An 18,996-nucleotide genomic window follows, 5' to 3' on the forward strand; every position below is an offset into this window, starting at 1 on the left:
CATGCGATGGGTTGTTTTCGCTGTGTTGAAAATCTACGTCGGTGAAATTTTTCACGTGATGTTTCGTCGCCGCGAGACCTCTCAGGCCTCGCATTCGACACGTCTGTCCACTATAGCGGGCAGACCTTAGGCCAGTGCATTTCGCCCCGGCTAAACCCAAAGAAAAACAGTCGCAGTGTTTGGCACCTAGACCGGGGTAACCGTGCCATTGGCGTGAGCGCTCAAACCCACAGCCTGAGCGTCACGCACAAACATTTCATGGATCCGCTTCTCGCCGGTGCATTCGGGGTGGAATGCGGTAGCAAGAGCATTTCCTTGCTTGACGGCTACGATCATGCCCTGCGCCGGGCCAGTCGGGACGGTGGCGAGGATTCGCACGTCCTGACCGGCTTTTTCAACCCACGGGGCGCGAATAAAGATCGCCTCCATGGGACCGTCAATCCCATCGACATCGAGATCCACTTCGAAAGAATCCACCTGACGCCCAAACGCATTACGGCGCACAGTCATATCAATGGCCGAGAACTTTTTAGCATCCGGGCGGGTGTCCAGAATGTCGGTGGCCAGCAGGATCATGCCCGCGCAGGTACCAAAGACAGGCAAGCCCTGGTCAAGGGCTTTTCGCAGGGGTTCATACACCTCGTTGAGCTCCAACAGCTTCGACATGGTGGTCGATTCACCGCCGGGAAGAATCATCGCGTTGATTCCTTCGAGGTGCTCTGGTCGTCGGACGCGCCGGTGCTCTACTCCCAGCTCGTCGAGGATTTGTTCGTGTTCCTCAATGCCACCCTGCATTGCGAGTACGCCTACGAGCACAGATGTCTCCTTGGTTGAATAAAAGTTTTAAGAAAACTCACGTGGCGCGTGAGGGAATCTTTTGATTTGACGAAACCACAATACTCCCCCGCCTGTGTGAGACACGCACCCGGTTCGCGGTGCGAGCGAGGGTGCGAAGACTAGCGGCTGGGGGTATGCGCGCCGGCGTCTTTGGTGAAGGGAAGGGATTGCACCCCGGGTTTCAGGTTGCGGGTCAAGCCTTCCTGGGTGACCACCGCAACGAGGTTTCCGGCCCGGTCAAAAATTCGACCGTGGGTGAGGGCACGCCCGTTGGCGGCAGAAGGAGAAACCTGGTCGTACAGGAGCCACTCGTCGGCGCGGAAAGGGCGCAGGAACCACATAGCGTGGTCGAGGCTGGCCTCCTGCACCGTTACTCCTTCATGGGGCACCATCGCGGAGTGCAGCAGAGTCATGTCCGACATGTAGGCGAGGGTGCACACATGAAAAGTGTCATCGTCAGGCAAGGCCGCTTTGGAACGGAACCACACCACCTGCTGACTGGGCGTGTAGGGGTTGTGTTCGAATTTGTCGTTGGGAACCACTCGGATATCCCAGTCGCTCCACTCCTCAAGCAGGATTTGGGTGTTGTGGCGCATGCTGGAGTAGTCCATGACGATGTCCTCGGGGTTAGGCACATCGCGCATGCGGTCGGAGTGTTCGATCCCCTCATCCCCTGTGCGGTGGAAGCTTGCCTGCATGATGAAGATGGCTCGGCCGTCTTGGACGGCCTTGACCTGGCGGGAGCAAAAGCTCTTGCCGTCGCGTACCCGGTCAACCATGAACACGGTGGGCTCGGTGGAGCGGCCAGGGGCGACGAAGTATCCGTGGAGCGAGTGAACTTTGTAGGCGGGGTCGACGGTGCGGGTTGCCGCGACCAGGGTTTGGGCGGCGACTTGTCCACCGAAGGTGCGTTGGAGCAGCGATTTCACCACGGGACCGCGGAAGATGTCTCGGTCGATTTGCTCAACGTCGAGTACTTCAAAAATGGTGTTCTTCTGGGGTTTTTCCATTGGTTCGGGGCCTGACTTGAAGTGGTGATGGATAGTGGTGTGTGGGGTTCTGGTTGTAGATTAGTCGCCTTGGTATTGCGGGGTGAACGTTTGCCCCCCTTGCTTGCTTGGTGGACGTTGGAAACGACTTCAGCCCGCTGCCCCCTGTGGCGGGGGCAGCGGGCTGAAAGAATAAGCAGCTTTGCTACTGGGTGTTTTTACCAGCCGCGTTCTGCGAGGCGGTGCGGCTGCGGGATCTCGTCGACGTTGATACCGACCATGGCTTCGCCGAGTCCGGAGGAAACCTTGGCGATCACTTCGGGGTCGAAAGCGTTGTTGGCTGCCAGCACGATGGCCTTGGCGCGCTTGACGGGGTCGCCGGACTTGAAGATGCCGGAGCCGACGAACACACCTTCGGCGCCGAGCTGCACCATCATGGCTGCGTCGGCGGGGGTAGCGATGCCGCCTGCGGTGAACAGCGGGACGGGGAGCTTGCCCTCGTGCGCGACGTAGGCGACGAGCTCGTAGGGGGCACCGAGTTCCTTGGCTGCGACGTAAAGCTCGTCTTCAGCCATGGAGCGCAGGCGGTTGATTTCGCCACGGATGGTGCGCATGTGGGTGACAGCGTTGGAGACATCACCGGTGCCGGCCTCGCCCTTGGAGCGGATCATGGCTGCGCCCTCATTGATGCGGCGCAGGGCTTCGCCCAGGTTGGTGGCGCCACACACGAAGGGGACGGTGAATTCGCGCTTGTCGATGTGGTTGGCGTAGTCGGCCGGGGTCAGCACCTCGGACTCGTCGACGAAGTCGACGCCGAGGGATTGCAGGACCTGGGCCTCGACGAAGTGGCCGATGCGGGCTTTTGCCATCACCGGGATGGAGACAGCTTCCTTGATGCCGAGGATCATCTCGGGATCGGACATGCGGCTAACGCCACCCTCTGCGCGGATATCTGCGGGGACGCGTTCGAGCGCCATGACGGCGCAGGCGCCTGCATCTTCGGCGATGCGGGCTTGCTCCGGGGTGACGACGTCCATGATGACGCCGTTTTTGATTTGGTTGGCGAAGGTGCGCTTGACGCGGACGGTGCCTTTGGCGACGGTGGTTTCGTCGGTCTTGGAGGTCTCGGTCGGGTTAGCCACGGTGTGGGTGTACTCCTCGGTGTAGCGATTGTGAACTTCAACCATGATAGACCAATCTGTTCAGATGGTTGTTTTTCAGGGGTAAAACCCGCGCTAGTCCCCCACGTCTTCCCGTCGATTCGCTAGCTGTTGAGGGTGTGTAAACCTCGAATTTCTTAGCACTGTTCGCTTGAGCTGGCGTGGAGTTGTTCAAAGAATTCGGGCACTTCCGCGGTGCCTCCGAGGAGGAAGAAGCGGACGGCGGGCCGCAGTCTAACGGCGCGCGTGTCTCGCACGGCCTCGTTATAGAAGCGGACCGCGAGTTCGACGCGGGTGTTTGCCGCTACCAGGTGCGGGTTGGTGTCATTAGCGTTTCGACGGCAGGTGGCACTCAATTCCCTTTCGGCGAGCCCCCGATTCAACACACTCGTCTTTGTCAAGTCAATGGACTGTACTTCTCGCGCAAGTTCGGCGTGGTCGGGTTCGAGAGCTTCGATGAGTTGAGCGCGCTGATTCAGTGCTGCTTCCAGGGCTGCGAGGCGGGCATCGGTGCGAATGTTGAGTCGGTTGAGGCGCTGGGCCGTCAGTATCGCCCAGGTGCCGAGCATCACCAGTGCGGCAACGAGGACGACGAGCAGGATCAGGGGCACGGTTGTCATCGTTTCTTTCCCGCCCTGTGGCCAGTGGTTGACTGGGGGCTGCGCTGCCCGGCTAGTGCGCGATAGCCGGGCAGTCCGGTATAGGTCACGGGCTGGGTGCCGGCGACGGTGTCGTACACCTCGAAGATTTCTTCGGCGACGTGCGACCAGTCATACCTTTTGGCGCGCCTTCTGCCGGTATCAGCCAGTGCGGTCCGCGCGGTGGAATCTTCGATGAGTTCGATGAGCGCGCGGGCTAGCTCAAGGTGATCTCCGGTGCGGAAGAGTTTCGCCGCGGGATGTGGGCTGTGCCCATCGGCCACGTCAACAAAGGCTTCAAGATCGCTGGCTACGACGGCGCAGCCGGCAGCCATGGCTTCGATGAGGACGATGCCGAAGCTTTCGCCGCCCAGGTTGGGGGCGATGTAGATGGCGGAGGATCCGAGGATGCGGGCCTTTTCTTCATCGCTGACTTTGCCCACGAAGTGCACCCCGTCGATGGCGCGCGGGCTGCCTGCGCCGATGACGGTGAGGGTGGCATCGGGGTGATTGCGGCGCACAATCTCGAAGGCGGGCAGCAGCACGGAAAGCCCTTTGCGTTTTTCGTCGATTCTGCCGAGGAAAACGAGTGTTTTTCCGCGCTGGTTGCCGGTATCTGCACGGTTGAATGCTTTGGTGTCGACCCCGTTGGGGATGAGGACGGGGTCGGTTCCGAGTTGTTCAACCTGCCAGCGGCGCGCCATTTCAGACACGGCGATTCCGCCGTGCACTTTTTCCAGCAGCGGCTTTAAGGCGGGTTGTGCGACCTTAAGCAGGACTGACTTGCTACTGGAGGCGTGGTAGGTGGCCACGATGGGCCCTTCGCACAGCGCGAGGGTCGCCATGGAATAAGAGGGGGAATTGGGTTCGTGGACGTGGACGACGTCGAAGTGGGATTCGGTGACGAAGCTTTTGATGCGGTGCCGGACCTGGGGGCCGAAGCTGAGTCGGGCGATGGATCCGTTGTAGGGAATGGGGATACTGGGGCCACCTTTGATGACGAAGTCATCGATGGGGGTTGCCTCGGAACAGGGGCCGAGCACCTTCACGTCGTGGCCGTGGGCGAGGTAGTACCGGGCGAGGTCCAGGATGTGCGCTTGCACCCCGCCGGGCTCATCAAAAGAGTAGGGGCAGACCATGCCGATGCGCATGCGCTACTCCCCTGTCCCCGTCGCGTCGTTGGTGGCGCGGTATCGGCGGTGTGGGTCGAGGTCTGCGTCGAAGACGGGTTGAAGCATGTGCCAGTCAACGGGGTGGGCGGTGATGGTTTCGCTGAGGGCATCAGCGATGGCTTGGGTGGTGTTTTCGATTGTGGTGGTGGTCAGGGCGGGGTGGATGGTCATCCCCCAGCCGCGTGTGCCGTTGTGGGCTTGCCAGCCGTGGGTGAAGTAGCAGTCTGCGATGAGGATGGGGGCACCGGTTGTTTGGGATAGGCGGGCGGCGCCGGTTGGTAGGTGGGCGGGCTGCCCGAGGAGGTCGACGATGATCCCGCGGTGGCTTAAGTCTCGTTCGCCGAGGAGGCACACGATTTTTCCGTCGCGGAGTCGCTGTTCCAGGGTGGGCATGGGAGAACCGCTGTCGCTGGTGTGGGGTAGGACTTCGAAGCCGAGTTTGGTGCGGTAATCGACGAAGGCTTCGTAGAGGGCGTAGGGTTTGAGTTTTTCGGCGACGGTGGTGAAGGTTCCGGCGTGGTGGACCAGCCATACTCCGGCCATGTCCCAGTTTCCGGAGTGGCTGAGGACGATGATTGCTCCTCGTCCGTTGTCGAGTGCTTGGTCGAGGTGTTCGACGCCCTGGATGCTGGCGTCGAGTTCGGCCAGTAGTTGGGGGTCCGAGGCCATGCTGGGCAGGCGGAAGGCTTCTACCCAGTAGCGGGCGTAGGAGCGCATTGCTTGGCGGACGAGTGCGGGGCTGACGGGGGCGGGGTGTAGTGCGCGTTGGAGGTTTTTGGCTAGTTGCTCTGTTCCCCGCTGGCCCCGCCATGCAAGGTCGGCGCCTAGTTCCCCGATTCGGTAGGCCAGCTCTTGGGGTAGTGCGCGAAAGAGTTTCCAGCCGAGGATGTAGCCGGCCGCGGCGAAGTCTTTGTGCTTCAGGCAGGTCACGAGCCTTGCGAGATCACGCATTAGGCCCGGTACTCCTTGGCCCCCTTGGGTGCGGCAATGGGGCGCATAGCTCCTGGTGAGTTCGCGGCTTGCCCGAAGCGTTGGTAGATGGTGAAGATGCTGCCGAGGGCGAGGACCCAGATGGCCACGTCGATGGCGTAGGGGACGCCGAGGCCGGTGAGGCCGATGCCGACGAGTCCGAGCACGAGCCTTTCGGCCCTTTCGATGAGTCCACCGCCCATGGTGAGGCCGCCGGCCTCGCCGCGGGCTTTGACGTAAGAAATGACTTGTGAGCTGACCAGCACGACAAGGGCTGCCACGATGGTGGCGCGGGGTGGCTGGTAGGTGTAGACCATCCACCACACAATGGCGCCGAACAGGGCGCCGTCTGCGATGCGGTCGCAGGATGCGTCGAGGGTTGCCCCATAGGCGGTGCCGCCGCCTCGCATGCGGGCCATGGTGCCGTCGAGGAGGTCGAAGGCGGCGAAGATGCCCATCAGGATGGCGGCTGCTACCACATGCCCGGTGGGGATGAGCACGACTGCGGCGGCCACGGCGATGGCGGTGCCGGTGACGGTGACTTGGTTGGGGGTGATGCCGGCTTTGACGAGGCGGGAGGCGATGGGGTCGACGACGATGGAGATGGGGCCGCGTCCGGTGGAACTAAACACTGCTGACTCCTGGTCCGTCGGTCTGTTGCCATGCCTGGGCCAGCAGGGTGCGGGTTTGTCCCAGCATTTGGGGCAGGACTTTTACGCCGTCGATGACGGTGATGAAGCTGGAGTCGCCGGCCCAACGGGGTACGACGTGCATGTGGAGGTGTTCGCGCACCGAGCCTCCCGAGGATTGGCCGAGGTTGAAGCCGACGTTGATGCCTTGGGGGTTCGATACCGCTTTGAGGGCGCGGATGGCGTGTTGTCCGAAGGCGAAAAGTTCTGCGGATTCTTCCGGGGTGAGATCTTCGAGTTGGGCGACTTCGCGGTAGGGCACCACGAGCATGTGGCCACTGTTGTAGGGGTAGAGGTTCATCAGGCAGTACACCAGTTCGCCGCGGGCGACGATGAGGCCTTCTTCATCGCTGAGTTTTGGTACCTCGACGAAGGGGTTGGCGCGTTTCTTACCGGTGGTGGACGGTCCGCTGGTGATGTAGTGCATGCGGTAGGGCGTCCACAGGCGTTCCAGTCGGTCTTCGACGCCTGCGCCTTGGTAGCTGATGCTGCCAGGCGAGTTGTCTTCCTGGTTCGTCACGGCTTTTCACACCTTTCCTACCCCACCGTGTGGCGGGTTTTTCCTGACCGCTTGAGGCCGATTGTTGATCTGTTCTAACCTACCGCACGCGCGGGGCCTAGGCACGCAGGTTTGGGTGGTGCGCATCGCCACTGGCGGTGGTGGGCGGATTCAAGCAAAAACCCCGCAGCGCACACCACCGGTTGATGGGTTGGTGTGTCGGTGCGGGGTTGTGTAGCGCTGCGCCGTGGTGCGGGTTTAGCCGCGCAGGTTGGCTTCGGTGGGCTGTTCGTTGCGGCGGGCGGTGATCCAGGCGCTGATCAGTTCCACGGCTTCATCGACGGGGACGCCGTTGACTTGGGTGCCGTCGAGGAAGCGGAAGGACACGGCCTCGGCTTCGACGTCGCGGGCGCCGGCCAGCAACATGAAGGGCACCTTCGCGGTGGTGTGGTTGCGGATCTTTTTCTGCATGCGGTCGTCGCTGGTGTCGACGGTGGCGCGGATGCCCTTGTCGCGCAGTCGGGCGGTGATTTCTTCCAGGTGGGGGGAGAATGCTTCCGCGACGGGGATGCCGACGACCTGCTGGGGTGCCAGCCAGGCGGGGAATGCGCCGGCGTAGTGCTCGAGCAGCACGCCGAAGAAACGCTCGATGGAGCCGAACAGGGCGCGGTGAATCATGATCGGGCGCTTCTTGGAGCCGTCGGAGTCGGTGTATTCCAGGTTGAAGCGTTCCGGCAGGTTGAAGTCCAGCTGCACGGTCGACATTTGCCAGGTGCGGCCGATGGCGTCGCGGGCCTGCACGGAGATCTTCGGGCCGTAGAAGGCTGCGCCGCCCGGATCCGGCACGAGGTCCAACCCGGAGGTGTCTGCCACGCGCTGGAGGATGGCGGTGGATTTCTCCCAGATTTCGTCGGAGCCGACGAATTTACCTTCGTCCTTGGTGGACAGCTCGAGGTAGAAGTCGTCGAGGCCGTAGTCCCGCAACAGGGAGATGATGAAGTCCAGCACGCTGGTCAGCTCTGCTTCGAGCTGGTCTTCGGTGCAGTAGATGTGGGCGTCGTCCTGGGTGAAGCCGCGGGCACGGGTCAGGCCGTGGATCACGCCGGATTTTTCGTAGCGGTAGACGGTGCCGAATTCGAACAGGCGCAGCGGGAGCTCACGGTAGGAACGGCCGCGTGATGCGAAGATGAGGTTGTGCATCGGGCAGTTCATCGGCTTGGCGTAGTAGTCCTGCGGCTGCTTGGTGCAGTTGCCGTTTTCGTCGTACTCGCCGTCGAGCTGCATCGGGGGGAACATGCCGTCGGCGTAGAAGTCGAGGTGTCCGGATTTGCTGAACAGGTCCCCCTTGGTGAGGTGGGGGGTGTTGACGAAGCTGTAGCCGGAGGCGATGTGGCGGCGGCGGGAGTGTTCTTCCATTTCCAGGCGGATGATGCCGCCATTGGGGTGGAAGACGGGGAAACCGGAGCCGATTTCGTCGGGGAAGCTGAACAGGTCGAGTTCGGTGCCAAGGCGGCGGTGGTCGCGCTTTTCGGCTTCTTCCAGCATGTGCTGGTATTCCTCGAGGGCCTCGGTGGATTCCCAGGCGGTGCCGTAAATGCGCTGCAGGCCGGCGTTGGACTGGTCGCCGCGCCAGTAGGCTGCGGAGGATCGCGTCAGGGCGAAGGCCGGGATGTATTTGGTGGTGGGCACGTGGGGGCCGCGGCACAGGTCGTACCACTCGACATCCCCGGTGCGGGGGTTGAGATTGTAGTAGCCGGTGAGTTCGCCGGAGCCGACTTCGGTGGCTTCGTCGGAGTTGGGGTCGACGTTGCCCTTGTCTTCGATCAGTTCCAGCTTGTAGGGCTCATTGGCCAGGGCTTCGCGGGCTTCGGCCTGGTCGGCGTAGACGCGGCGTTCGAATTTTTGGCCCTGTTTGATGATCTTCTTCATGCGCTTTTCGATGCGCTTGAGGTCTTCTGGGGTGAAGGGCTCGGCGGCGTCGAAGTCGTAGTAGAAGCCGTTTTCGATGGCGGGGCCGATGCCGAGTTTGGTGCCGGGGAATTCGGCTTGGACGGCTTGTGCCAACACGTGCGTGCAGGAGTGGCGGATAACCGAGCGGCCTTCTTCGGTGTTGGCGGGCACCGGGGTGAATTCGGCGGTGGTGTCCGGCACGAAGGAGAGGTCTTTGAGCTGGCCGTCTGCGTCTTTGACGCAGACGATGGCTTCGGGGCCCTTGTTGGGCAGTTCTAGTTCGCGCATTGCTGCTCCTACCGGGGTGCCGGCGGGAACGTTGAAGGGCGCGAACTCGCGCTCTGGCTGATCAGAGATACACACGGGCTGGGGTGCTCCTTACTTGAGCTTCGGGGAGGGAAACGACATACCTGGCCGCCCCCTGGAAAAAAGACGTCGTGTTGGCACAGGCTAGCCCGCTGGGTGCGGGCGGTTTTTGTGCGATTGTCGATAATACTCTGTGCAGCCTAAAAGGGCAGATTCCGCCCGCCCGGGTGACCACCGGCAGCGCTGGTGCTGTTGCTTGGCGCGGTCAGGGTGTGGGGTTTAGTTCTCCAGCAGGCTTTGTCCCCAGTAGGTGTCTTGGTGGGGTTGCTCGCCGACGCCGCCGGGGATGAGGAAGACGGCGGATCCAATGTGGGTGATCCACTGGTTGATGCGGTCTGCTTCGTCGAGGCGCTGTTGGATGGGGGTGAATTGTTCTTCGGGGTTGCGCTGGAAACAGATGAAGACGAGTCCGGCGTTGCTGGTTGATTCGCTGCCGGGCACGGGGGGTTGGTCGTAGTTGTAGGCGCGGCGCAGGATGCGTTGGCCGGGTTTGTCGGCGGGGTTGGTGGACCTGGCCATGTGGCTCATGGGGTCGATGACGGGCAGGCCGTATTCGTCGGTGGCTTCGTAGTCGGGGGCTTGGAATTCTTCTTGACCGGTTAGGGGTGCTCCGGTGTCGAGTTTTCGACCGAAGGCGGTTTCCCGGGAGGCGCGGTCGAGGATTTCCCAGGTATCGAGGTTCATGGCGATGCGGCGCACGACCATGCAGCTGCCGCCGTTGAGCCAGGTGTCGGGAGAGTCAATCCACACGACCTGGTCGAGGTCACGTTCTTCGCGAGGGTTGACGGTGCCGTCTTTGAGCCCGAAGAGGTTGCGGGGGGTTTCTTCCGGGTTGTGTCCGGGCGGGGTGAGAAAGCCTTGCTGCATCCAGCGGGTGCTGACGTAGTCGATGCCGGAGCGGATCATGTGCCGGGTGGCGTGCGCGAGCGTCAAGGCGTCGTCGCAGCACAGTTGCAGGACGATGTCGGCTTCGCCGTAGGCGTCGTCGAGCTGGTCGCGGCTGAACTCGGGGATGGGGTGCAGCCACTGCGGGCGCTGTTGTTGCCGGCCGATGATGTCGAAGAGGCGCGGGCCGAATCCGCAGGTGATGGTGAGGTTTGCGGGGCTGGTGACCATTTCAGGCTCGAGGTCGCCCAAGGGTGCTTGCCCCTGGGTCAGCCGGCTGGCGTCCTGGGTCCATAGTCGCATCAAGCGGGCTACGCCTTGCCGGTCGATGCCTGCCCGCACGGTGAAGGCGACGAGGTTCATGTGGGCTTGCGCGGGCGTTGCGATTCCGGCCTGGTGCGGGCCACTAAAGGCGATGGTGTGGGTTCCGTGCCGTGGCTGTTCGGCCTGTGCTGTGGCGGTGGCATTATCGGGTTGGGCGCAGGCTGCGGTGGCCGCTCCTGCCGCGCCGAGGGAAAGGCCGGTGAGGAAGGTTCGTCGGCTCACCCCGGCGGTGCTGGGACGCGGTTTTTTGTCGGCTGGTACAAAGCCCATGGGGATCGAACCTTTTGACCTTTCTTGCGAAAAGTTGGGGTGAGGGGTGGGTTATCTGGCGTGATGCCAAGCTTGTAGCGGGAGCGCTTGGGGTGTGTGGACCTTCAAGGGCCACTGTTAGGTTAAAACACTGCGGGGCGGGTCGTGGATATCCGCTTGCGTAGAAGGGAACACCGACCCGCCCCGATCAGGGTGCCACTGGGATGGGCTTAGTGGTTTTTGTGGTCGTGATCAGCCTTGGGGGCTTCGGACATGCCGGAGTGGCCTTCTACGCCACCGTGGGAGCCGTAGTCCTCCTGGCCGGCGGCGATGGTGCGCACCGGAACGTCCTTGATGGTTTCGGTGGTGCCGTCCTCGAATTTGAGGGTCAGGGTCACTGCGTCGCCAGCCTCGATCGGCTGGGAGTAGCCCATGATCATGAAGTGATCAGCACCCGGCTTCAGGGTGTAGGTGCCGTTTGCCGGCACGGTGACACCGTCAGTCTTTTCCTGCATCTGGCCGTCGACGACCTCGTGGATTTCGTAGGAGGCCTCCCCCAGGGAGGTGGTGAATCCAACGATGTGCTTCGGGGTGTCGGTGGTGTTGACCAGTTCACCGAAGATGGCCGTCATGGACTTGTCGGCCGGCTTGGCCTTGACGAAGCCATCCTTGAAGGTCACTGCGGCATCGGTTGCCTCAGTGGCGGCGGAGGAGGTTGCGGCAGCCGTGGAGGTGACGCTGGGGGCTGCAACGCCGGTGGCGGTGTCAACCTTCTTGTCAGAGTCGGTCTCGGAGTTGGAGCAGCCAGCCAGTGCCAGAGCGGCAACGGAGACAGCAATCACGCCGCGGCGTGCGGAAAAACGGGAAGTCAAGGTGTTTAGCCCTTTCGATTCTTGGTCAACGACAGCGCAGCTGTGGCCACAAGAGCACACGCAACCGCCACCCCAGCCCACAGCCAGGTTGACTTGTTCGAGTCAGCTGCCTGCGGGGCAGCTTCAGTTTCAGCTGCCGTGGGGGACGTGGTGGGGGTTGCGGGAGCTGAACTTGCCCCAGCAGCCGCCTGTTCACTCGGTTGCGGAGCAACCGTGAAGGTGGTCTTGCCACGGGTGGCGTGCCCGTCGGAAGACGTAATTTGGAAGCCCACGACGTAGGAACCCGGCCCAGGGTTGATGTCCTCGGGAACATTCAACGTGACGTTTTGCTTGTCGAGCTCTGGTTGCCCGCTATACAAAACGGTGCCGGAATCAGCGTCGCTGACAGCCAGCGTGTTGAAGTTTCCTTGCGGAATGCCGGAGAACTCAAGCGTGATGGAATGCGGGAACTGGGAAACCGTTTCGCCATTTGCGGGATTTCCGCCGACGACGACGTCGTGGGCGTAGACCTGCGGGGCCAGTGCGCACACCAAACCAACTGCACAAACAGGGGTGACGATGGCGCGGGCGAGGCGGTGGTTCATGGAGAAAACGTTCCCTTTCGGGTGTCCTTAGTCAATGGGGTCGTGTCACACTCTAGCCCCGAAGATCTCCAAGTGGATGTTTTCGAAGGCTTTTGCCAGCCAACAGTGAAGCAATCCACCAGGTGGCGTCGAAGCCGCTTCGGCTTGGCTCGGGAAGATGGTGACAACGCATGACTAGTCGGCTCGAAGTGGTTTGTGGTTCCCCACGAATTTTTCCAGCCCGCAAAACTACCCCCGCCAGCGAAAATCCGACACGCTTTTGCGCGCAATAGCTTGCCCTTTTGGCACCCACCCCACACCCCCGCCGTGGCCTGTTGGGACCTACAGGATAAAAAGTGTGTCTGCACAGATCCGGTCGACCGCTTGATGCAAAGTGGCGACATGGCAAAAGGTGGGGCTCGCAGTTTCTTGCGAACCCCACCTTCGTTGTGGTGGTCCTAGCTGGGATCGAACCAGCGACCTTTCCGGTGTGAACGGAACGCTCTTCCACTGAGCCATAGGACCTTAGGTGTTATGCACTTTTCCGCTCCGCTTGCGCGCTGCGGCTCGTCAAAACGTTAGCATTATCCAACGTGTCGTGACCAATTCGCAGGTCACCCATAGTGTGAAGGGTCAACTTCCCGCATATTCCCGCCACCGGACCGACACCAGCTCGCCACCAGATTGGGTCGGGCTACCCGCAGCCGATCCAATATCACCACCTGCCCACACCTGGAGACTCCTTTCGCACCCTGCGGCCACCACCCCATCTGACACAAGCAGCCGGCCAGCATGGGACATCGGCCATCCCCGACATCACCGTCGCGACCGTCGCGCCGCGAGGGTGGGTGAAGGCCAAGGAGCACAATCAACAAGCACCCCATCCCACTGCACCTTCCCTCACCCACCCCTGTTAGCGGCTCGAATGATGCTGGCATCTCCCCAACAACGCCGTTCACTGTGACTTTGGGAAGGTTGGACCCTGCCAGACCCCGTCGCACCTTCACCGGCATACTCGCCACCAGCCGCACCCATGAATCAACAGCAGACATGGCACAGGCGGAAGGACAGATGGAAAGCCTGTGACTACTACCGACCCAGCACCCCCCTAGCTCATCGGCAGGTGCACTCTGGATGCGGCCACAACATTTTCAAATCCCAACGATGTCATTGCACCCCTAGTGACCTGCACATTAGGGCATAAATTTGTGTTCACGCAATGGTTCGGGCTAATGTTCTTAGCGCACCACGCCGGGCAGTTGTTCGGGATGTGTATGCGGATGTAGCGCAGTTGGTAGCGCATCACCTTGCCAAGGTGAGGGTCGCGAGTTCGAGTCTCGTCATCCGCTCCAGGTTGAAATACCTTTGGCGAGTAGTCGCCACGGTGGAATGGCCGAGTGGTGAGGCAACGGTCTGCAAAACCGTGCACACGGGTTCGATTCCCGTTTCCACCTCGCAGTTTGCAAGCGCGTTTAGCTCAGCGGGAGAGCGCTTCCCTGACACGGAAGAGGTCACTGGTTCAATCCCAGTATCGCGCACCAGAGTTTGGCACCAAGCTCTTAAAACACCCGGTCCATGCGGATGTAGCGCAGTTGGTAGCGCATCACCTTGCCAAGGTGAGGGTCGCGAGTTCGAGTCTCGTCATCCGCTCCAAGAACCTTAGGGTTCTTTGCCCCGCGCGTTTAGCTCAGCGGGAGAGCGCTTCCCTGACACGGAAGAGGTCACTGGTTCGATCCCAGTATCGCGCACCAGAGTTTGGCACCAAGCTCTTTAAACACCCGGTCCATGCGGATGTAGCGCAGTTGGTAGCGCATCACCTTGCCAAGGTGAGGGTCGCGAGTTCGAGTCTCGTCATCCGCTCAGCTTCCCCCAGATTCTTTCCAACAACGGAATCTGGGGGATTTTTTATGTGCTTATCCGGTGGTGGCAGAGCGGTTTTCTGCCCCCGGTTGGTTATGGTTAGCGGGTGACTAGTCGACGAGAATTTATCACCTCCTTGTGGAACGCGCCGGCCCGGCCGAAAGACGCTGATCCCCTACGGGCGCACAGCGCCCGTTTCGCTTCCATCGGCAACGTGGTGGCGTGGCCCTTGGCGCTCATCCTGGTGATACATCGGGTGGCGGTGTTGGCGATGAATGGTTCCATCACTGACGACTTCTCGACGGTGTACTACGCCCTGCGACGCTTCATCGAGGGGGTGCCGGTCTACAACGAAAACTACGCCTATGTTGACCCGCACTACCTCTACTCCCCTGGCGCGACGCTATTTCTCAGCCCTTTGGGATACCTGACTGATTTCGATGCGGCCCGCACGGCTTTCGTCATCGTTAATGCTGCGGCGATCATTGTTGCGCTAGGAATCTTGACCCGCCTGTTTGGCTGGAAGCTGTCTTCTCCCGTGTGGCCGGTCAGTATTGCGCTGGCCTTCCTCACCGAGGCGGTGCGCAACACCTTGGTATTTTCCAACATCAATGGGTTGTTGCTACTGGCCCTGGTGGGCTTTTTGTGGCTGATGATGCACAACAAGCTCATTGCCGCCGGGGTGGTGCTAGGGTTTGCCGGGCTGGTGAAGCCCATCTTTTTGCCGCTTTTGTTCCTGCCGTTTGTCAAAATGCAATGGCGCACCGTGGCGACCGGCGTGGCCGTGCCTATCGTGATGAACATTGTTGCCTGGCCGCTGGTTCCCGGCGCCGGTGACTACGTCACCCGGCTGATGCCTTATCTCAAGCAGACCCGCGACTACGCCAATAGTTCCCTGTCCGGGCAGGCCGTCTTCTACCAAATGCCTGGCTGGCAAGAAAAGTTCTGGCAGGTATTTTTCGCAGCCGTTGTCGCCGCCGGGGTCATTTTCTTGCTGCGTTACCGCAACACCGACCCGCTGCTGTGGATGGCCACCACCTCCGGATTGTTGCTGTGTGGGGTGTTCTTCCTGTCCTCTTTGGGGCAGATGTACTACTCCATGCTGCTGTTCCCGCTGCTGTTTACCGTGCTGCGTGCCCGCAGCGTGATGCACACCCCCGTGGCTTGGGTCGCGGCCTACCTGTTCCTCACCCCCGAACACTGGGTGATCAACGACTATGAGCGTGTCTCCGTGTTGGCGGATTACGCCAAGCCCACCTTTGGCTGGGCACTGCTGCTGGTGGTTATCTCGACCACCGCGGTCACGTGGTGGTTGAGCGACCGTCGCCCACCTGCCGCAACACAACCGGCCCCGCTAGCGCCAGCACACTAGTCCTCCCCCGCTTCCACCCCACACCTGCTTGCCCGGACAGGCTGTGGGGTGGAAGCTTTTTCTTTACTTTTCTTGGTGTTCCCACGCCGGGGTTTCGCCCCTTCAAGCCGCCCGCATTACAGTGGACGGTTATGAAAACTCCTGACAATGCCGACAGCATCAACTACCGCGATCTGAGCGAGGAGCAATGGCGCGCCATGCTCAACCCGGAGGAATATGCCGTTTTGCGTCAGGCCGGCACCGAGGCCCCCGGCACCGGCGAATATGTCAATACCACCACCACGGGCGTGTACCGCTGCCGCGCTTGTGATGCGGAGCTGTTCCGCTCCCAGGAGAAGTTTCAGGCCCACTGTGGCTGGCCCGCATTCTTTTCTCCTCTTGCCGCCGACTCCGTCATCACCCGCGAAGACCGCTCCCTCAGCCGGGTGCGCACCGAGGTGCTGTGTGCAAACTGCCACTCCCACCTAGGCCACGTCTTCGAGGGCGAAGGCTACGACACCCCCACGGACCTGCGCTACTGCATCAACTCCATCTGCCTCACCCTCGAACCCACCACTGATAACTAGGCCAAACCAGCAAAACCCACCGTCGTGCGATAGCTCGCCACGGTGGGTTCTGGTGTGTTCGATGCCGCTTTTTAGGGCAGGATCTCGATGATGTCCTTAATATCTTCGACCCTGCGGCCGGAATAGAACGGGATTTCCTCGCGCACATGCAGCCGAGCTTCGGTGTAGCGCATGGTGTGCATCAAATCGACGTTGCGGTGCAGCTCCGGGGCCTCAAATGCCAGGATCCACTCGTAATCGCCCAAAGCAAAGGCGGGCACAGTGTTGGCGCGCACATCCGGGTAGTTTCGACCGGACATGCCATGCTCGGCGAGGATGCGGCGGCGATCCTTTTCATCCATCAAGTACCAGTCATAGGAACGGACGAAAGGATAGACCGTAATCCAGGCCCCCGGATCCTCACCCATGATGAACGAGGGCAGGTGAGACTTGTTGAACTCGGCGGGCCGGTGCAATGCGGTGGCGACCCACACTTCCTCAGATGCCTGCGCCAGCACCGTGGTGCGCCGGAACTCGTTGAAGGCGGCCTGAATGTCCGCGATCTCCTCCGCATGCCACCAAATCATGTAATCGGCGCCCTCCCGAATACCAGAGCAGTCGTAGATACCGCGCACGGTGACCACGCCCCGGGACTCGAGGTTGCGGAAAAACTCCTGGGCATTAGCGATGATCTCGGCCCGCTCCGAACCGAGCGCGCCCGGAATAATGCGGAACACAGCCCACTGGGTATAGCGCTGCACCTTATTCAACGCAGCGTAGTCGGGACGCTGCGCGTGGGCGCGCCCCTGGGACTGTTCGGAACCGTGGGAGTGGGTCATAAGGACACCTTTCAACAGGGTGGGTGACTGCAAAATCGACGAGCGCAACAACCCGAACACCACGCATCCAACCGCGCGGCACAACAATAATTGCGCCCGTATCTAACCACCATATGATACGCACTTCATCCTTTCGATGGATACCGGCACCCCAAACATATGGTCACTGTCACATACATGCCGGCTGGCCTCCCCCGTACTCCCCCACCCGCCACACCTCAAGACCCCAACACCGCACACTGGCGCAACACGCCCACGGCGCGCCTCCACCGTCGTTTGCATCACGAAATGTAGCTTTGACGACGTGACTAAATCCGATGCCACCTCAGGCCCCGCCACCGCTGCTGCCGCGACCACCAAGGACGCCACCCCGCAGCTGTTCAAGGAGGCGGTTGAATCGATGTACATCTCCGACCTCCGGTCGGACATGTCCCTGGGCACCATCCGGCCCCCACAAAAACTCGCCACCCACTCCCACGCCATCGGCCTGGAAGTCACCCGCGAGATCCCCGAGGACAACATCCCCACCGACGCCAGCGGTGACGCCTTCGGGCGCCTGATCGTGCTCTACGAGCCCGCCGGCGAAGAAGCCTGGGACGGCGACATGCGGCTAGTCGCCTATATCCAAGCAGACATGGACGACGCCGTCGCCGGCGACCCCCTGCTGCCCGACGTGGCCTGGGACTGGCTCCAAGAAGGCCTCGGCACCACCGGCGCCGACTTCACCAACCTCGGCGGAACCGTCACCTCCACCGCCTCCGTCCGATTCGGCGACATCGGCGGCCCACCACGGGCCTTCCAACTCGAACTCCGCGCATCCTGGACCGCAAACGGCAACGACCTTGCCGCCCACGTGCGCGCCTTCGCCGACGTCCTCGCACACGTCGCCGGACTACCACCCGAAGGCGTCACCAGCCTCCACGGCTAACACCACAAACCCCACAGGCGCCAACAAGTACTCCAGCCAAGGTAGGCTGTCTACACGTGACAACAACCCACGTTAGCCGACCCCAAGGTGGCACACCGCCCGTCTACGCCACCGCCACCCAATTTAGGCAAGCAGCCCAACTGCTCGCCGCCGGAAAAGGCCCCATCGCCCTCGACGCCGAACGCGCCTCCAGCTTCCGCTACGGCGAACGAGCCTTCCTCATCCAAGCCCACCGCGCAGGCACCGGCACCATCCTCATCGCCCCCGAAGCCGACCGCGCCGCCTGCTCCGCAGCACTCGCCCCAGTGCTCAACGGCCACACCTGGGTCCTCCACTCCGCACACAACGACCTGCCCTGCCTCAAAATGCTCGGGCTGGAACCCGGCGACCTCATCGACACCGAAATCGCCGCCCTCATGCTCCACGAACCCCGCACCGGACTAGGAGCACTCGTCGAAGCCAACCTCAACATCGTGCTGGAAAAAGCCCACAGCAACGAAGACTGGTCCCGCACCCCGCTGCCCCGCGACTGGTTGGACTACGCCGCCCTCGACGTCGAATACCTCCTGCCGCTAGCCGAAATCTTCTGCACCGACCTCAAAGAAGAAGGCAAACTCGAATACTTCCAGCAGGAATGCGCCTTCATCGTCGCCGAAGCCGCACACGCCCCCACTGAAGAAAAAGCCTGGAACCAGCTCAAAGGCGCCCACGCGCTGACCACCGCCACCTCCCAACGCGTCGCCGCAGCCCTGGACGCCTTCCGCCACAGCGAAGGCGCAGCCACCGACACCAGCGTGCAAAAAATCCTGCCCAACAAAGCCCTCATCGCCGCAGCCCTTCGCCCCCCGAGCTCCATCCGACAACTACGGCAACTCCCCCTCGGGCGGCGCATCCCCGGCACCTACCTGCCACGCCTGCTCGACACCATCGCCGCGGCCAAAGCCGCAACAGGACGACCCCCACGCGTCGAAAAAAACCACCGCGCACACGACACCCACCACGCCCTGTCCTCCAACCGCTGGCGCGACGACGACACCCTCATCGACACCTGGGATAAGGTTCGAGACACCGTCGAAACCATCGCCGAGGAAATGACCATCGACCGGCGCTGCCTCCCCAACAACGCCACCCTCAAGGCCGTCACCATGACAATCGTGGACGCCCCCGCAGACACCGCCAACATGGAAAACCTCATCCGAGACAGCCTGCAGCAACAGCAGGCCCGCCCCTGGCAAATCGACGCACTCGCCGAACCACTAGCAGCACTAGCCAAATAAAACACCAAAGGTC

General features: G+C 61.7%; 17 protein-coding genes and 7 tRNA genes. 10 read left to right on the plus strand and 14 right to left on the minus strand.

Annotation, left to right across the window (positions count from 1 at the left end; genetic code table 11):
• Positions 1 to 186: 186 nt before the first annotated feature.
• The 13 genes from pdxT to CAQU_RS06980 form a co-directional block, all read right to left on the minus strand.
• Entirely contained in the window at positions 187 to 816 is a 630-nt protein-coding gene (pdxT, locus tag CAQU_RS06920) for a pyridoxal 5'-phosphate synthase glutaminase subunit PdxT (RefSeq protein WP_281247941.1), read from the minus strand.
• A 140-nt stretch (positions 817 to 956) separates the two neighbouring features.
• Positions 957 to 1,847, minus strand: a complete 891-nt coding sequence (locus tag CAQU_RS06925; protein WP_075726398.1) for an acyl-CoA thioesterase — start codon at positions 1,845 to 1,847, stop codon at positions 957 to 959.
• A gap of 197 nt (positions 1,848 to 2,044) precedes the next feature.
• Positions 2,045 to 3,013 carry a pyridoxal 5'-phosphate synthase lyase subunit PdxS gene (gene pdxS, locus CAQU_RS06930; RefSeq protein WP_084562874.1) on the minus strand — a complete coding sequence of 323 codons (969 nt, stop codon included), beginning with the start codon at positions 3,011 to 3,013 and terminating at the stop codon, positions 2,045 to 2,047.
• A 110-nt stretch (positions 3,014 to 3,123) separates the two neighbouring features.
• On the minus strand, positions 3,124 to 3,606 hold the full coding sequence (locus CAQU_RS06935) for a hypothetical protein (RefSeq protein WP_075726400.1): 483 nt from the start codon (positions 3,604 to 3,606) through the stop codon (positions 3,124 to 3,126).
• Positions 3,603 to 4,775 (minus strand): glycosyltransferase family 4 protein, encoded by a 1,173-nt coding sequence (locus CAQU_RS06940; RefSeq protein ID WP_075726402.1) that lies wholly within the window; start codon positions 4,773 to 4,775, stop codon positions 3,603 to 3,605. Before CAQU_RS06940 ends, CAQU_RS06935 begins: the two co-directional genes overlap by 4 nt.
• Before the next feature lie 3 nt (positions 4,776 to 4,778).
• Entirely contained in the window at positions 4,779 to 5,747 is a 969-nt protein-coding gene (locus CAQU_RS06945) for a phosphatidylinositol mannoside acyltransferase (RefSeq protein WP_075726404.1), read from the minus strand.
• The gene (gene pgsA, locus CAQU_RS06950) at positions 5,747 to 6,397 is read right to left on the minus strand and encodes a phosphatidylinositol phosphate synthase (protein WP_075726406.1); all 651 of its coding nucleotides are present in this window, start codon (positions 6,395 to 6,397) and stop codon (positions 5,747 to 5,749) included. Before pgsA ends, CAQU_RS06945 begins: the two co-directional genes overlap by 1 nt.
• Positions 6,390 to 6,974 carry an HIT family protein gene (locus CAQU_RS06955; RefSeq protein ID WP_075726408.1) on the minus strand — a complete coding sequence of 195 codons (585 nt, stop codon included), beginning with the start codon at positions 6,972 to 6,974 and terminating at the stop codon, positions 6,390 to 6,392. The genes pgsA and CAQU_RS06955 overlap by 8 nt, the downstream gene beginning before the upstream one ends.
• A gap of 237 nt (positions 6,975 to 7,211) precedes the next feature.
• Complete coding sequence (gene thrS, locus CAQU_RS06960; protein ID WP_084563205.1) at positions 7,212 to 9,191, minus strand: threonine--tRNA ligase; 1,980 nt, start codon at positions 9,189 to 9,191, stop codon at positions 7,212 to 7,214.
• A gap of 297 nt (positions 9,192 to 9,488) precedes the next feature.
• Positions 9,489 to 10,748, minus strand: coding sequence for a Dyp-type peroxidase (locus CAQU_RS06965; RefSeq protein ID WP_075726412.1), 1,260 nt, complete (start codon positions 10,746 to 10,748; stop codon positions 9,489 to 9,491).
• 209 nt (positions 10,749 to 10,957) lie between these two features.
• Positions 10,958 to 11,599, minus strand: a complete 642-nt coding sequence (locus CAQU_RS06970) for a copper chaperone PCu(A)C (protein ID WP_075726414.1) — start codon at positions 11,597 to 11,599, stop codon at positions 10,958 to 10,960.
• Positions 11,600 to 11,604: 5 nt separating this feature from the next.
• Positions 11,605 to 12,183 (minus strand): copper resistance CopC family protein, encoded by a 579-nt coding sequence (locus CAQU_RS06975; protein ID WP_075726416.1) that lies wholly within the window; start codon positions 12,181 to 12,183, stop codon positions 11,605 to 11,607.
• A gap of 429 nt (positions 12,184 to 12,612) precedes the next feature.
• Positions 12,613 to 12,687 (minus strand) — tRNA-Val (locus CAQU_RS06980).
• Positions 12,688 to 13,438: 751 nt separating this feature from the next.
• On the opposite strand from CAQU_RS06980, the gene CAQU_RS06985 reads away from it, so the two are divergent.
• From CAQU_RS06985 to msrB, 8 genes are all read left to right on the plus strand, one after another.
• Positions 13,439 to 13,514, plus strand: a tRNA-Gly gene (locus CAQU_RS06985).
• 31 nt (positions 13,515 to 13,545) lie between these two features.
• Positions 13,546 to 13,616: transfer RNA gene (locus CAQU_RS06990), tRNA-Cys, on the plus strand.
• A 12-nt stretch (positions 13,617 to 13,628) separates the two neighbouring features.
• Positions 13,629 to 13,703, plus strand: a tRNA-Val gene (locus CAQU_RS06995).
• 36 nt (positions 13,704 to 13,739) lie between these two features.
• Positions 13,740 to 13,815, plus strand: a tRNA-Gly gene (locus CAQU_RS07000).
• A gap of 23 nt (positions 13,816 to 13,838) precedes the next feature.
• Positions 13,839 to 13,913: transfer RNA gene (locus CAQU_RS07005), tRNA-Val, on the plus strand.
• 36 nt (positions 13,914 to 13,949) lie between these two features.
• A tRNA-Gly gene (locus CAQU_RS07010) sits at positions 13,950 to 14,022 on the plus strand.
• Between the two features lie 106 nt (positions 14,023 to 14,128).
• Positions 14,129 to 15,394 (plus strand): glycosyltransferase family 87 protein, encoded by a 1,266-nt coding sequence (locus tag CAQU_RS07015; protein ID WP_245797223.1) that lies wholly within the window; start codon positions 14,129 to 14,131, stop codon positions 15,392 to 15,394.
• 131 nt (positions 15,395 to 15,525) lie between these two features.
• Positions 15,526 to 15,960 carry a peptide-methionine (R)-S-oxide reductase MsrB gene (gene msrB, locus CAQU_RS07020; RefSeq protein ID WP_075726418.1) on the plus strand — a complete coding sequence of 145 codons (435 nt, stop codon included), beginning with the start codon at positions 15,526 to 15,528 and terminating at the stop codon, positions 15,958 to 15,960.
• A 71-nt stretch (positions 15,961 to 16,031) separates the two neighbouring features.
• Here the strand turns inward: msrB and hemQ are convergent, their stop codons facing one another.
• Entirely contained in the window at positions 16,032 to 16,778 is a 747-nt protein-coding gene (gene hemQ / locus CAQU_RS07025) for a hydrogen peroxide-dependent heme synthase (RefSeq protein WP_075726420.1), read from the minus strand.
• A gap of 304 nt (positions 16,779 to 17,082) precedes the next feature.
• Between hemQ and CAQU_RS07030 the strand changes: the two genes are divergently transcribed.
• Together CAQU_RS07030 and CAQU_RS07035 are read left to right on the plus strand one after the other, a co-directional pair.
• A complete protein-coding gene (locus CAQU_RS07030) occupies positions 17,083 to 17,706 on the plus strand; it encodes a DUF3000 domain-containing protein (RefSeq protein ID WP_245797224.1) in 624 nt (207 codons plus the stop codon).
• 56 nt (positions 17,707 to 17,762) lie between these two features.
• Entirely contained in the window at positions 17,763 to 18,983 is a 1,221-nt protein-coding gene (locus CAQU_RS07035) for a ribonuclease D (RefSeq protein ID WP_075726422.1), read from the plus strand.
• The last annotated feature ends 13 nt before the right edge of the window (positions 18,984 to 18,996 follow it).

The organism is Corynebacterium aquilae DSM 44791, from assembly GCF_001941445.1.
Lineage (GTDB): Bacteria > Actinomycetota > Actinomycetes > Mycobacteriales > Mycobacteriaceae > Corynebacterium > Corynebacterium aquilae.

Coding starts and splice junctions, on each gene's coding strand:
- CAQU_RS06935 (WP_075726400.1), bottom strand. CDS start 3,606: ATGACAACCGTGCCCCTGATCCTGCTCGTCGTCCTCGTTGCCGCACTG.
- thrS (WP_084563205.1), bottom strand. CDS start 9,191: ATGCGCGAACTAGAACTGCCCAACAAGGGCCCCGAAGCCATCGTCTGC.
- hemQ (WP_075726420.1), bottom strand. CDS start 16,778: ATGACCCACTCCCACGGTTCCGAACAGTCCCAGGGGCGCGCCCACGCG.
- CAQU_RS06975 (WP_075726416.1), bottom strand. CDS start 12,183: ATGAACCACCGCCTCGCCCGCGCCATCGTCACCCCTGTTTGTGCAGTT.
- pdxS (WP_084562874.1), bottom strand. CDS start 3,013: ATGGTTGAAGTTCACAATCGCTACACCGAGGAGTACACCCACACCGTG.
- CAQU_RS06945 (WP_075726404.1), bottom strand. CDS start 5,747: ATGCGTGATCTCGCAAGGCTCGTGACCTGCCTGAAGCACAAAGACTTC.
- CAQU_RS06965 (WP_075726412.1), bottom strand. CDS start 10,748: ATGGGCTTTGTACCAGCCGACAAAAAACCGCGTCCCAGCACCGCCGGG.
- msrB (WP_075726418.1), top strand. CDS start 15,526: ATGAAAACTCCTGACAATGCCGACAGCATCAACTACCGCGATCTGAGC.
- CAQU_RS06925 (WP_075726398.1), bottom strand. CDS start 1,847: ATGGAAAAACCCCAGAAGAACACCATTTTTGAAGTACTCGACGTTGAG.
- CAQU_RS06940 (WP_075726402.1), bottom strand. CDS start 4,775: ATGCGCATCGGCATGGTCTGCCCCTACTCTTTTGATGAGCCCGGCGGG.